Source organism: Wenyingzhuangia sp. IMCC45533 (genome assembly GCF_054111225.1).
Map to the genome: position 1 here is coordinate 1,499,721 of NZ_CM134197.1, position 15,202 is coordinate 1,514,922.

Annotated in this window: 10 protein-coding genes; 4 read left to right on the forward strand and 6 right to left on the reverse strand. The window is 33.3% G+C overall.

Features of this window, described 5'->3' with window-relative positions; translation table 11 throughout:
• Window positions 1–134 precede the first annotated feature (134 nt).
• A complete protein-coding gene (locus ACXGQW_RS06585; protein WP_457821248.1) occupies window positions 135–5,153 on the forward strand; it encodes a translocation/assembly module TamB domain-containing protein in 5,019 nt (1,672 codons plus the stop codon).
• A complete protein-coding gene (tamL, locus tag ACXGQW_RS06590; RefSeq protein ID WP_457821250.1) occupies window positions 5,154–7,409 on the forward strand; it encodes a translocation and assembly module lipoprotein TamL in 2,256 nt (751 codons plus the stop codon). It begins immediately after the preceding gene.
• A gap of 381 nt (window positions 7,410–7,790) precedes the next feature.
• On the opposite strand, the gene ACXGQW_RS06595 is transcribed toward tamL, so the two are convergent.
• Entirely contained in the window at window positions 7,791–8,240 is a 450-nt protein-coding gene (locus ACXGQW_RS06595; RefSeq protein ID WP_457821252.1) for a CBS domain-containing protein, read from the reverse strand.
• A gap of 64 nt (window positions 8,241–8,304) precedes the next feature.
• Window positions 8,305–8,772, reverse strand: coding sequence for an Lrp/AsnC family transcriptional regulator (locus tag ACXGQW_RS06600; protein WP_457821254.1), 468 nt, complete (start codon window positions 8,770–8,772; stop codon window positions 8,305–8,307).
• A 155-nt stretch (window positions 8,773–8,927) separates the two neighbouring features.
• On the opposite strand from ACXGQW_RS06600, the gene metE reads away from it, so the two are divergent.
• Window positions 8,928–11,234, forward strand: coding sequence for a 5-methyltetrahydropteroyltriglutamate--homocysteine S-methyltransferase (gene metE, locus ACXGQW_RS06605; protein WP_457821255.1), 2,307 nt, complete (start codon window positions 8,928–8,930; stop codon window positions 11,232–11,234).
• 418 nt (window positions 11,235–11,652) lie between these two features.
• On the opposite strand, the gene ACXGQW_RS06610 is transcribed toward metE, so the two are convergent.
• The gene (locus ACXGQW_RS06610; RefSeq protein ID WP_457821257.1) at window positions 11,653–11,988 is read right to left on the reverse strand and encodes a single-stranded DNA-binding protein; all 336 of its coding nucleotides are present in this window, start codon (window positions 11,986–11,988) and stop codon (window positions 11,653–11,655) included.
• A gap of 160 nt (window positions 11,989–12,148) precedes the next feature.
• Between ACXGQW_RS06610 and ACXGQW_RS06615 the strand changes: the two genes are divergently transcribed.
• Window positions 12,149–12,496, forward strand: a complete 348-nt coding sequence (locus ACXGQW_RS06615; RefSeq protein ID WP_457821259.1) for a hypothetical protein — start codon at window positions 12,149–12,151, stop codon at window positions 12,494–12,496.
• A 31-nt stretch (window positions 12,497–12,527) separates the two neighbouring features.
• On the opposite strand, the gene ACXGQW_RS06620 is transcribed toward ACXGQW_RS06615, so the two are convergent.
• The 3 genes from ACXGQW_RS06620 to ACXGQW_RS06630 are packed head-to-tail and all read right to left on the reverse strand — an operon-like array spanning window position 12,528 to window position 15,140.
• Window positions 12,528–13,004 carry a threonine/serine exporter family protein gene (locus ACXGQW_RS06620; RefSeq protein ID WP_457821261.1) on the reverse strand — a complete coding sequence of 159 codons (477 nt, stop codon included), beginning with the start codon at window positions 13,002–13,004 and terminating at the stop codon, window positions 12,528–12,530.
• A 3-nt stretch (window positions 13,005–13,007) separates the two neighbouring features.
• Window positions 13,008–13,775, reverse strand: coding sequence for a threonine/serine ThrE exporter family protein (locus ACXGQW_RS06625; RefSeq protein WP_457821262.1), 768 nt, complete (start codon window positions 13,773–13,775; stop codon window positions 13,008–13,010).
• Complete coding sequence (locus ACXGQW_RS06630; protein WP_457821264.1) at window positions 13,776–15,140, reverse strand: serine hydrolase domain-containing protein; 1,365 nt, start codon at window positions 15,138–15,140, stop codon at window positions 13,776–13,778.
• Window positions 15,141–15,202 lie beyond the last annotated feature (62 nt).

The following is a 15,202-nucleotide window of genomic DNA, read 5'->3' on the forward strand; positions in this document are numbered from 1 at the left end:
TCATAGAACAAACCCCACTCTTTGTTGTAAAAGGAGTGGGGTTTTCCTTAAAAGATATTTTTTAAAAGATGTTGTAAATCAACAAAACTATATAGCGTGCGTTATATATTTGTTGCACGAATAGAAAAGAGAATATGACTAATAAAGGAGGACAAATTTTAATCAAAGCATTCCATCTATTAAAATGGGTGTTTTTGTTTGTGATTGTTGTATTCATCATAACTGTGCTTGCTATTCGAAGTTCTTGGGGACAAAACTTTATAAAGAATAAACTAGCGGATTTTGTTACCGATAAAATTGATACTGAATTTAATATTGGAAAACTATACGTAAGCTTCTCAGGAAATTTAATTGTAGAAGATTTGTATTTGGAAGATCAGCAAAAAGATACCCTATTATATTCTCATTACTTAGAAGTTTCAACAGCTTTTTTACCCATTATTACCCAAAACAAAATCAACATAAAAAACGTTACTTGGAAAGGTTTAAGAGCCAACGTGCATACCTTAGAAAATGATACGTTGTACAATTACAGTTATATACCCAAAGCGTTTATAGATAACAGTACTAAGAATACTCAGCCTAAAGATACCACGGCCAATTCAACGACTTCTAACATAAAAATAGGAACTATTAACATTTCTGACTTTTTGGTGAATTACAATGATGCCAATTTAGGAGTAGATACGCAATTAGACCTAAATACGCTAGAGGTTCGTTTTGGTAAAAAGTTTAGTGTTGAGAAAGCCAAATTTCCAGTTAAAAAACTCACCTTGGTTGGCATCAATGCTAGTTATACTCAATCCAAAGCATTTCCTGAATCTGAACCTTCTGAAAACCCAGCTCCGTTGCCAGAAATTAGTATTGATGAATTGACTTTTACGGACATTAACGCGCTTTATCAGGATAAAACAACGGATGTCAAAGCAGAAGTGCAGCTAACTAATTTTAAAATAGAGAATGCTCTTATGGCTTTGGCTAAAAACAAGATTGATGCTAATGCTATTTCACTAAGCGATTCGTCTATAAAATTACAATTGCCAGAGGTAAATCCGTCGGTTGAGGTTGATACTTTAGCTCCTAAAAAAGACTTTCAGTTCAATTGGCCAGCGTGGCAAGTAAAAATTGACCATATAGACTTTGTTAACAACCAAATTCAACTCAAAAATAAAAATGCTGGGGTAACGCCAAATGTGTTTAATCCGCAAGATATTTCGGTAGCAAATAGTAATATTATTCTGGACGACTTGGTTCTTAAAAATCAATCAGTCAGTTTAAAATTAAAAGAGATGTCTTTTAAAGAACAAAGTGGATTTACCCTAAATCAATTTGGTTTTGATGTGAGTATTGATAACAAAAAGTCAGTACTTGATGATTTGGTATTTGTCACAAATCACAGTGAATTAAAAGGGAAATTGGCATTGAACTATGCTTCGCTAAATCAATTGATCAACAAACCTGAAACTGCAAATTTTGAGCTAGACTTTCCAAAAATAGAAATGAATTTGAAAGACGGGCTTTATTTTAGTCCAGAATTGGCTGATGATCAAACGGTGGCAGCATTGCAAAAAAACAACTTTTTGGGAGTGCTAAATGTCTCAGGAAAATTAGAGAATATCGCTCTAAAAAAAGCAAACATATCTTGGGGTAAAAAAACGTTTGTAAACGTTTATGGAAAATTGGAAAATATAACCAATCCCAAGCGTATGTATGTAGACGTACCAGAATTTAAATTGGTTACCCAAAAAGAAGATCTTGCGAGTCTTTTAGATGAGAAAAAAATGGGCATACAATTTCCAGCAAACATAGAATTGGTAAGTAAAGCAAAGGGGAAATCAGACAAAATTAGTACAAAAACAAGTTTAAAAACAAGTAAAGGAAATTTGCTGGTAGAAGGAGTTATCACCAATCAAAAAATAAAAGGTTTCAACGGAGTTGTCAATCTACAAGCATTCCGCTTAGGAGAAATTTTAAATAATAAAGATATTGGTACGCTAGATTTTGAAACGAGTATCAAAGCATCGGGTAGCGATGCGAACGATTTAAGTGCAAATATCAAAACCCAATTTAATCAGTTAAGTTATAAAGGTTATAATTACAATCCACTCAAGTTCAGAGCAAATATCGATCGAGGTAAAGGGATGGTTATTGCCAGTTTTACAGATGAGAATCTAGATTTTGAAACCCAAACCAACATCCAATTGGATTCAATCCTATCCAAAATCAAAACGAATATCAACATCAAGGGAATAGATTTTAAGGGGTTAAATATCACTCAGAAAAATATAAAGTCTAGATTAAACATTACAGCCAATTTTAAAGGGAACGCAAATAATTTTGTTTTAAAAGCCAATACCAATAATGGTTTGTTTGTGTATGATAGAGAATCTATTCCTTTAAGCAATTTTGAAATTGATGCGCTTGTTAATCAAGACTCCACAGTGGCCAACATTAAAAGTAAGCTACTCAATTTTGCCTTAAAATCTAACACTAGTCCTCAACAATTTTCTAACTCTATACAGAATCATATCAACTACTATATTTCATCAGAAAAAACGGCAAAGCAGCAAGATACCATTTCGGAAAATGTGTTGGTAGATGCCACGTTGAATTTTAGACAATCTCCCGTGATAGAGGATGTTTTTTTGGAAGAATTAAACAGGTTCGCACCTGTTAATTTATCGTTCTCTTATAATCAAAATGCAAAAAAATTAGAAGCTTTTTTTAACGCTCCTTTGATAGAGTACCAAGAAAGTAAACTAGAGAATGCACGTTTAAATTTTAACACTCAAAAAGACAGCTTAAAATTAGATTTGCACGTCGACAGAATTAAGCATTCGGTTGTAGATATTGAAAACTTAAACTTAACAGGAAACGTAATAGATGAGGTAATTCATTTAGATTTTTCTACACGAGATGAACAAAGTAAGATTATAAATATCAATACAGAATTAACAAGACTGGATGAACAAGTGACCTTGCGAGTTGATCCGTCAGAAATTGTGCTGAATAGAAAGTTATGGGAGCTACCAGCAAATAATGCTATTGTTTTCAAAGGAGAGCAAATCAATACTAAAAATTTTAAGCTTTTTAGAAATAACCAAACATTGAGCTTTAACGCAGGATTAGATCAAAATAATCAGAACGATATTGTGATAGATTTTGACAATTTTAAGCTTTCGAATATTTTGAGTTTTTTAAACCCAGAAAAGGAAATAGCCAACGGGATTTTATCAGGAAAAGTACAGGCAAATCACATCAACAATAACCAAACACTTACCTCTGATTTAAAGGTTAACAACTTGCAAGTTTTTAAAAATACTTTGGGAGATTTAAACTTAGAGGCTACTTCGGTTAACAATCACAAAGTAGATGTAAATTTAACACTGATAGAAAAAGACAGCGTACAATTGCTAGTCAACGGAAATTATGATGTAGCCAAAACACAAACTCCATTAAATTTAGATGTTCAACTAAAAAAACTATCTCTAAAAAAAGTAGCTGGTTTTGCACCAGATGCAATTTCTAATGCTTCGGGATACTTGTCTGCAAACTTTAAAATGCAAGGAAATTTTAGTGACCCGCAATACAACGGAGCTTTAAATTTGAATCAGGTAAAACTAAAGGTCAACATGTTTAATACAGATTTTTCTTTTCCAGAAGAATCTATCACGGTAGACAACTCTAGTATTTTGCTAGATCAGTTTACCATGTTGGATACGGAGCAGAATAAATTTGTTATTGATGGAAGTATAGGAACTACAGAATTGTCCAATCCTACTTTTGATTTAAAAGTGCATACAGACAATTTGCAAGTACTGAATTCCACAGAGAAAGACAATGATTTGTTTTATGGAAAACTGTTTTTAAACACAGATGTAAACATCAAAGGAGATATGACTATTCCTGTAATTACAGGAACTTTAAGAGTAAACAAAAATTCTAATTTTACCTATGTAATTCCAGAATCTAGAATAGAAGCGGTGGAGCGAGAAGGAGTGGTACTGTTTGTTAACAAATCAGTTACCAATGATATCCTTACCTCTTATGATAACGTTACAGAAACCAAAACAGGAGCTTTAAAAGGATTAGACATACAAACGGTGTTACAAATAGATGCTGGGGCAATTTTGAATGTCATTGTTAACAAAAGCTCAGGGGACAACCTAAGAGTACAAGGGAAAGCCGATTTAAATTTTGGGTTAGAACCAAGTGGAAGAACCACGTTATCTGGAGTATATGAAGTGGAAGATGGGCATTACGAAGCAAGTTTGTATAATTTGGTTAGACGTAAGTTTAATATAGCCAAGGGGAGTAAAATTACTTGGCAAGGAGACCCTATTGATGCAAAAATGGACATTAAGGCCATTTACAAAGTAGAAACTCCTGCAAGTGGATTGATGGCATCTGTAACTTCTGGTTTGGAGGCAACGGCCTTAAACAGATTCAGAAAAAAAATTCCGTTTTGGGTATATTTAAACTTAGGGGGAGAATTATTAAAACCAGCCATAAGTTTTAATTTAGATATTCCAGAAGACTCTAGAGGAGAGCTTGGCGGACAAGTTTACACACAAGTAAGACAATTAAACAATAGAGAGGACGAGTTGAACAAACAAGTATTTTCTCTTTTGGTATTGAATCAATTTTTTCCGTCGAATAAAAGTGACGGAAGTAACGGAGGATCCTTATCTATTGCTCGTAATAACGTAAACAGAGTGTTGTCTAATCAATTAAATAATTATTCCAGTAAATTGGTAGGTAACACAGGGATAGAATTAGGATTTGAGTTAGATAGCTATACAGATTATACTAGTGAGGGACAGCAAGACAATACGCAGTTAAATGTAAGTGCACAAAAAAAATTGTTTAATGATAGACTTACGGTGCAAGTGGGTAGCGGTTTTGAATTGGAAAATGGCAATCAGAATTCCAACGGTAGAACTCCCATTATAGGAAATGTAAACATAGAATATGCACTCACAGAAAATAGAAGATATAGGTTAAGAGGCTTTAGAAAAAACGAATTTCAAAGCGTTATAGATGGGCAAGTAATTGTTACAGGAATTTCGTTTTTGTTCAACCGAGAATTTAACAAGTTTAAACAACTGTTTAACAAAGAGGTTGCTAAAAGCAACAAAGACAAACAAGAATAAATGAAGTGCAATCACATACATAAAATTTTAGTCGTATTACTACTCATGGTTATGGTTTCTTGTAGTGTAACTAAATACATTCCGCAAGGAAAAAAGCTGTATAGTGGAGCTAATATTAATATCAATAACCCCAAAAAAGTAAAAGATATTGGGAGTGTTCAATCAGAGTTAGAGGAGCTTTTAAAACCCAAGCCTAACAAAAAAATACTGGGAGCAAGGCTTGGTTTATATTACCATTACAAAGTAAAAAACAACAAAGGAAATTTTATTACTAGGTATCTAAATAAAAAAATTGGAGAAGAACCTGTGTATTTTTCAGATGTTAATCCATCAAAAACCAAAGAGTTTATCAAAAATAGATTGGATAACAGAGGTTTTTTTAATAGCGTGGTTACAGATACTATTAAAGAAAAAAAACATACCAAAGGAGCTTTCTATTCAGTCACTTTGCCAGAACCTTATACGCTTGAAAGCTATAGTTTAGAAAAAGATACACTCGCCATTTATCAAGAAATTAAAAAAGATTTTAAGACCACTTTGCTTAAAAAAGGCACGAGATACAACTTGGAATCCTTTAAACTAGAAAGAGCTAAAATAGACAGTCAGTTAAAAAATAAAGGATACTACAACTTTAACCAAGACTTTTTAATTTATGAAGTAGATACCAATCAATACAGCAATAAAAAATTCGACTTGTATCTCAGACTAAAAAAAGAAACTCCCCAAAAAGCCAAATTACCTTATAAAATAGACCAAGTCTTAGTTTATCCAAATTATAACTTAGATGCTAAAAGGACTGCAAAAGATACGGTAACTATTGAGGGAGTATCATTTTTGCAAGATACCCTGTTCTTTAAACCTCACTTGTTAAGAAAATATTTAAAGTTACAGAAAGGAATATTTTACAATCCTCAAAAATCCAAACTAACAAGTAAAAGACTTTCTGCTATTGGAACTTACAAATACGTAAATATACAGTACGATGAAAGTAAAGCTATTACTAACGATAGCATTGCACATTTAGATGCCAAAATATATTTATCTCCACTAAACAAAAGATCCATTGGTTTAGAACTACAAACAGTTACAAAATCTAACAACTTTGCAGGACCAGGATTAAATATCAATTACCGAAATAGAAATTTATTTAACGGAGGAGAAATGCTTAGTATTACAGCCTCTGCAGCTTACGAATTCCAAATAGGAAATAACGATCAAAATCTAAACGGAACGCAGTTAGCATTCGGAACCAGTTTAATATTTCCGAGACTTATATTTCCAGGAAGCCTTGACAATAAATTTAAGTATGGAATACCAAAAACCAAGATTTCTTTTGATAGTGAATACTTAAGCCGTTCCAATTTATACGATTTAGCGTCGTTTAAAAGTAACCTATCCTATAGTTGGGATGCTAACAAATATTTAAGTTACGAGGTTAGTCCAATCAATATTAATTATGTGAGGTTGGCAAACTCAACTAACGAATTCCAAACCATATTAAATAACAATCCTTTTCTACGTAGCAGTTTCGATCAGCAATTTATTGCCGGATTAACTTTTAACTTCACCTATAATGAATTAGGTAGAAACACTCAAAAACACCAATTTTACTTTTCATCTAACTTAGATGTAGCAGGAAACTTACTAAGCCTGGTCAGTAGTAATTCAAGCAGTGGAAAAAAAGAATTTTTAGGATTAGAATTTGCGCAGTATGGAAAAATAGATGTAGATGCTAGGCATTATATCAACCTTTCTAAAGAACAAACCTTTATTACCAGACTATATGCAGGAGTAGGAATTCCGTACGGAAACTCAGAGGTTTTACCCTTTACTAAACAGTTTTTTTCAGGAGGACCTTATAGTGTTAGAGGATTTAATACAAGATCTATCGGGCCAGGAACTTATCAGGGTACTAGTAATAACAATTCTTTTTTTGACAGGTCTGGAGATGTTCGTTTGGAAACAAATTTGGAATACCGATATCCAATTTTCTCAGTCCTAAAAGGAGCCCTCTTTGCCGATGCTGGAAATATCTGGCTATACAATCAGAATAGCTCTTTAGCAGGAGGGGAATTTTCCAATAATTTTGTCAGTCAGTTAGCCATCAGTGTCGGAACTGGTATCAGGGTGGATATCCAGAGTTTCGTCATCAGATTAGATTATGGAGTGCCTATCAAACAGCCTATTCAAACAAGTATCACAAGTCCCCAGTTCAATAATTCTGTATTAAATTTTGCTATCGGTTATCCGTTCTAAGATTTTAAAGACTCTATGGGCGTTCCCCTTTGGGTCGGGCTGTCCGCTATATCTTTTACTAGTTTTCGATACAAATTTATTCCGTTTCACTCCATAAATTCACTCAAACTAATCGTAAAAGGATGCCGCTACTATCCCTAACGCGAACAGCAGAATTCAATTTTTATAGTATAGTTCTAGATTCCGATCGAACACCTGTATGGTCAATAATTGGGTACTAAGTTGTAAAAAAGTAAAAGTTAAAATCACCGATATTAAAACTCTCAATCTAGCTCAAATATCCAGGGGGTCATCGAGCGGAGTCTAGATATACTTCAAAGAAAAACTATCAAATTATGATTAGCATTCTGCAACAGAATATATAGTCAAAAAGCAAGAACATTAAACCTCCAGAGCAGCTCTTAAAACATCTTTTCTACTAATCTGTCCAATCACTTTTTTTCCCTCCACTACAGGAAATCTATTTCTACGCACCACACAAAATTTTTGAGCCACATCATAAATATTCTGATCAGCTTCAACAGTTTCAACAATAGGGTCCATGTAATCTTTAACCAACTGATCGTGCAAAGGAATGTTGTAATATCTACTATTAGCTATTTTTTTCATGCAATCACCCTCCGAAATAATTCCTAATAAAACGTCATCTTCATCTACCACACAAGCACCAGAAATATTATGGTTTACTAGAATTTGCATAGCTTCTACTACTTTTTGCTCGGGCGAAAACGTAATTAGTTTATTTCTCGTTACCATGTAATCTGACACCTGTATTTTATTAGGTAGTATTACAGCCTTGGCCGTTGGAGCTTTAAAATTTTTGATTCCCATAGTGTTGCGATTTAAGTTAATTTTATAAGGTAGTATTTTAATTACATAAAAACAACTATTTGATTTATAGACCTATAGGTGTTTCTGTGCTATTTTTTATTTCGGACATTACAAATGTACTATGTGCACTTCCAATATTTTTTACACTTCCCAAGTGATTCAAAACAAAATCTTGATAGTCGTCCATATCATGAACCATCACTTTTAGTAAAAAATCGTAATCTCCAGAAATATTATAGCATTCTGTCACTTGCTTTAAAGAAGTAATGTCTCTCACAAAGCGCTGTCCTATTTCTTTAGTATGCTCTTTCAGTTTTACATTACAAAAAACAATCAAATTTTTGCCAAGCAATTTTCTATCGAGTAAGGCAACATACTTGGTTATATATCCGTTTTTTTCAAGCTTCTTAATTCTCTCATGGACGGGTGTGTTCGATAAATTTGTAAGGTTCGCTAACTCTTTAATAGTAATTCTAGCATTTTTCTGAAGGTGTTTTAACAGTTGTAAGTCTATAGAGTCTGGTTTATACATAGATTATATTTCTGATTTGAGTAGCGTAATTAGTAAGTTTTAGAATTTCATTCTTAGTGAAGATTAAAATTAGGTTATTTATCTGTATTTAATGGATTATTGTAGAATAATATTACTAATAAATAGCTTTGTAAAAGAAATTTAATCTATAAATAATGAAAAGTCATACTTTAGGATATCCAAGAATAGGAGAAAAAAGAGAATTAAAAAAAGCGGTAGAAAGTTACTGGTCTAAAACCAGCTCTGAGGAAAATTTGCAAGAAACAGCCAAGGAGCTTAGAGAACAAAATTGGTTGAAGCAAAAAGAAGCGGGAATAGACTTAATTGCAGTAAATGACTTTTCGTTGTACGATCAAGTATTAGACTTATCTCTCACGCTGGGATGTATTCCCAAAAGATATCAGGTTTTAATAGAGAATCAAGTATCTGAATTGGATATTTATTTTGCTATGGCAAGAGGCTTGCAGACAGAAAAATACGATATTACTGCTATGGAAATGACCAAGTGGTTCGATACCAATTATCACTACTTAGTTCCAGAATTTGTAAAGAATCAGTCTTTTAAATTTTCATCAAAAAAAATAATTGCTGAGTATAAAGAAGCGGTTGCTTTGGGTATTCATGCCAAACCTGTATTAATAAGTCCGGTGTCTTACCTCTTATTAGGGAAAGAAAAAGAAACGGGTTTTGATAAACTAGACTTATTGAGCAATTTATTAGTGGTTTACAAACAGATTATAGGAAAACTCCAAAATTTGGGAGCCGAATATATTCAGTTAGATGAGCCTTTTTTAGCCTTAAATTTATCTGAAAATGAGAAATTAGCAATTTATAAAACGTATGAATTTTTAAACAAAGAATTCCCCAACATTAAATTTATAACAGCTACTTATTTTGATGATGTTTTAGATAATTTGGAACATCTTAACAGTTTACCACATCAAGTTTTACATGTAGATTTAACAAGGGGAAAGGAAAATCAATTAGATGAAATCTTAAATTCAGAATTTCAAAATAAATCCACTGTTTTATCACTTGGGCTGGTTGATGGTAGAAACATCTGGAAGAATGATTTTACAAAATCAATCTCTAAAATTAATAATGCAAAACAAGTTTTAGGAGCCAACCGCGTTTGGATATCAAGTTCTAGTTCATTACTACACGTTCCCGTTAATTTAGAGAACGAAGGAGTGCTTGATAACGAGCTGAAATCGTGGTTAAGTTTTGCAGTTCAAAAAGTGGACGAAATTGTTTTACTAAACAGGTTAAGTACGCATCCTACGCACCAAGATTTAATCAGATTCGATGAAAACAAACAAGCAATTCTGGAAAGAAAATCATCAGATAGAATACACAAATTCCAAGTAAAAAATAGAGAAAGTTTTATAAAGGCAGAGAATTTAGATAGAAAAAACGAATTTATACTTAGAAAACAAGTTCAACAGAAAGCCTTAAACCTCCCCTTGTATCCAACAACGACTATTGGCTCTTTTCCTCAAACTCCAGAAGTAAGAAGTTGGAGAGCTCAGTATAAAAAAGGAATTTTATCAGATCAAGAATATCAATCACGCATCGCCCAAGAAACTCTAGACTCCATAAAATTTCAAGAATCAGTGGGCTTAGATGTGCTAGTACACGGAGAGTTTGAACGAAATGATATGGTTGAATATTTTGGAGAGCAGCTAGAAGGTTTTGCCTTTACCAAATTTGGATGGGTACAAAGTTATGGAACCAGATGTGTGAAACCTCCTATTATTTTTGGAGACGTAGAAAGATTACATCCTATGACTTTAGAATGGACAGCGTATGCGCAATCTCTAACTCAAAAACATGTAAAAGGAATGCTTACGGGGCCTGTAACTGTTTTACAATGGTCGTTTGTAAGAGACGATCAAAGCAGAGCTAAAACTTGTAATCAAATTGCCTTAGCAATAAGAGATGAGGTAATAGATTTGGAAAATGCAGGGATTAAAATTATTCAGATTGACGAGCCCGCTATAAGAGAAGGCTTACCGTTGAAAAGAAAAAACTGGCAGACTTATTTGCAGTGGGCAGTAGATGCATTTAGGTTATCGGCAAGTGGCGTAAAAGACGAAACTCAAATTCACACGCATATGTGTTATTCTGAGTTTAATGATATTATAGATGCTATTGCTCAGATGGATGCTGACGTTATTACCATCGAATGTTCTCGTTCTCAAATGGAGTTGCTAGATGCTTTTGCTGAGTTCAAATATCCAAACGAGATAGGACCCGGAGTTTACGACATTCACTCCCCTAGGGTTCCTACTGTAAAAGAGGTTGTTGACTTAATTGTAAAAGCGGAGCAATATATTCCAAAAGAAAATATATGGATTAATCCAGATTGTGGGTTAAAAACAAGAAAGTGGCCAGAAACCAAAAAAGCCTTAGAAATTATGGTAAAAGCTACTCAGCAAATTAGAGAAAAGCAATTAGTTTAACATTTATATCTCGACTCCGCTCGATAACCTTCGAATGTATTTATACGATGACAAATTACATTGGTGTTCTAGCGGAGTCGAGAACTTTCTAAAACCAGAACTTTGCTACAATCTTTCTTATATCTCGACTCCGCTCGATAACCTTCGAATGTATTTATATGATTACAAATTACATTGGTGTTCGAGCGGAGTCAAGAACTTTCTAAAACCAGAACTTTGCTACAATCTTTCATATATCTCAACTCCGCTCAATAACCTTTGAATGTATTCATACGATGACAAATTACATTGGTGTTCTAGCGGAGTCGAGAACCTTCTAAAATCAGAACTTTGTTACAATATTTCTTATATCTCGACTCCGCTCAATGACCCGATAAAATATCGAAGGGTGTTCGAGCGGAGTCGAGAACTATTTTAATTACTTTCCTCCCAACATCAACAAGTCATTGACCACAATTTTGGTAGCATATTTTTTATTTCCCTGCTGATCCTCCCAATTTTCATAGGTAAGTTTACCTTCGATAGCAATTTCGCTTCCCTTGTCTAAATATTTTTCTACGATTTCGGCTGTTTTATTCCAGCACACCAAATTATGCCATTGCGTATCTGTAACTCTTTCACCATCTTTATTGTTATAAGTTTCTTTAGTCGCTAACGATAGAGTTGCGAGTTTGCTACCCGATGTAAATTCTTTAATAACAGGAGTACTTCCTAAATGACCGATTAATTGTACTTTGTTTCTTAAATTGTTCATAGTATAAAATTTTAAATGAGATAATAAATTGTTTGTCACTTTTAGACATCGCAAATATCTCTCAGGATGCAATAAACAATCGGTTCTTAATTATTTACTTTCGATTATAAACGGTTGTAGTCGTTTACAAATGTTTTTATATCTTTGTAAAAAAATAATTATGCAAGAAAAAAACTGCTTAGAATGTGGAGAAAAAGTTGTTGGGAGATCAGATAAAAAATTTTGTAATGACCAATGTAGAAATGCCTATAACAATAAGTTGGAGGTAGGTAATAAAAATTTGGTGAGGAATATTAATAACAATTTAAAACGAAATTATAAAGTTTTATGCGAGCTAAACGTCACTGGAAAAACTAAAATCTCAAAGAAAATTTTAGAAGAAAATAATTTCAATTTTAATTTATTTACCTCCATCCACAATACCAAAACAGGGAATCAATATTTTTATTGTTATGACCAAGGATATCTTTTACTAGAGAAAGAACAAGTTTTATTGGTAAAAAAGTAACTATATTTTTAGCTAATACTCTTGTTGTTGGCTAATCGAACTTTATATTTTTTACAGAATTTTTTCTGCTTATCAGCATTGGAAAAGAAACTCCAGCTGTTAGCGCTAATAAAATAAAACCAGCCTTTGTACCGTTGTTCAGTGTATCGCTTAGAGCTATTTCGTAAACGGCTGCATCTACTTTTTCGGTCAATTTAATAATCCCTAACATAGTTTTGTAAGCGAAAGCACCAGGAATCATTGGGATTACAGCAGGAATGGAGAATACCAGAGGAGGAGCGTGTTTGTTATGTGCAGCGGGTATACTTAACAATCCTACAACTAATGCTCCAAAAAAAGTGGAGATGATGATAGTAATATCAAAACTCATCAAAATAAGTTTACAAGATCCACCCAAAGCTCCCAATATGGCAATTATTAATAAAGTTCTTTTTGGAACATTGAATAATACAGCGAATCCAGTTGAGGCAATAGCTAGCCAAAGAGCCATTTCTAAATGATGTAACATATATTAAAAATTATAAATAAACATAGCACCTAACATTCCCAAGGCAATAGAAAAAGCAATGAGCATGGCATTGATTCCTCTGGCGATTCCATTAGTAACATAGCCATCAATTAAATCCGAAAAAGAATTGATTAGAGGAATCCCTGGAATTAAAAACAATACGCAAGTGGCAAATGCTAAATTAGGGTTAACACCTATTTGTAAATAAACCGCCAATCCAGCAATTAAACAGGAGGTAAAAGAAACTAAGGTAATACTTAAATACGGATTGAAATGTTTAATAACGAGTTGATGTCTTAAATTAAACGCAACAAAGGTAGCCACAAAGGCAATGAGCATGTCAATGTATGCACCCCCAAATAATCTACAAAAAGCAGCATCTGCCAAACTAACGGCACATAAAGTAATCATAAAAGGATACCGAGTAGCTCCTTTCAACCGTTCTATTTCGGTATGTATTTGGTGAGCATTCCAATCTTGTTCCACAGCATTCCAGCTCATTCTACTAATTCCAGAAACCAATTTAAAATTAGCTCCATGTGGTGCTGTTTTTTTAAAACGATTGTAAACTTTTTGGGTTTCTTTATTCTTTAAAAGTAGTAGAACAGTTTTATGAGTTACCAAAATTTCTGTATCATAACCTAAGTGCTCTGCAATACGCTCAATCGTAACTTTTATTCTGTTAGTACTCGCCCCAGCCCCCATTAATAATGATCCGATTTCTAATAAAGAGTTAGAAACAATGTCTTGTTGTTTTATTATGGTATCCATTTATTTAATTGTATTGCAAATATCGCCAATTAATTGATTGAATAGAGGATATAAACCTTCTCTATCTAATTGTGTAACTCCAAAACGAACAATTACCAATTCTTTGGAGGGAATTATAAAAATTCGCTGTCCTTGATAGCCATCAGCATAAAAACAATCTTTGGGAACATTAGGCATAAAATTACCTCTGTTTAACCACCACTGCGCTCCGTATTCGTTGTTAGATGTTTTGTTCGGACTACTTATGTATTTAATCCAACTAGGGTTGAACAGCTGTTCTCCGTTCCAATGACCTTTATCAAGCATTAATTGTCCAAACTTGCCCCAATCTCTTGTGGTTGCCCAACTGTAAGAAGAGCCTACATAATTATTGCGCAAATCTGTTTCTATCACCATAGAATGCATTCTTATTTTATCTACCAATTTCTGATAAGGAAAATCTAAATACTCTTGCTCCGTGTTCAATTGCTTTTTTAAGATAGCTGATAAGATATTAGTCGTTCCCGAAGCGTAATTAAAAACTTTTTCGGGTTTGTGTTTTGCAGGTTTGTTGATAGCTCTAGTGGTGACATCTTTATCATCAAACAACATTTTGGTCACATCACATATTTTACCATAATCTTCTTCCCACGCTAATCCGCTTTCCATTCTAAGCAAATGATTTGTAGTAATATTTTTTCTCTCATCGTTTAGCCAGCTAGGAAAAGATTGAATGGGTTTATGTATATCGTACTCACGCTCACGCTCTAAAATTCCAAAACAAGTAGTTAACAAGCTCTTAGTCATAGACCAGCCCTGAAGCAAAGAATTTTTGTCAAAACCTTCGGCATATTTTTCAGAAATAATTTTGCCTTTATACAGTACCAGAATTGATCGCGTATTTTTCACATAATCAGCGTTACTTTCTTTAAAACATTGGTTAGTTAAGTCATCTAAATTATTGTAATCAACATTTGCAAAAACAGTATCAACAGGTTCCAAATTTCCATAAGGATAGGGTTTGTTTACGGCAGTAAAATTTCTGTTGGGTATTTTTAGGTTGATGTTGCTGAGGTTCGATAAATCATTATCCACCAGAACAGCTCCCACTCCCTCTCTGTAATAGGCAGTTTTTTTAGAAAGACCAAACACGGTAGAGACTGCTGCCCCTTTTGAGTTATCCACATTGGTTTTTGCGAGTTTGATAAGTGGACCATTGTTGTCCACTGCGTTAATGTTTTGAACACTTCTATTGGCTAAAAAATAACTACTAGCCATATTTTTAGCAGCGAAACCAGAAATTAATTTGAGTTTTGGGTAATTTAAAATAAAAACAACGAGTATAATTACAGCGGAAAGAATACCAATTATTTTGATGAATTTCATACCAATAGGCTATATAACAAGATACTAATTTTTAATTGTTATCTATAGAAAAGAGTTGGTAG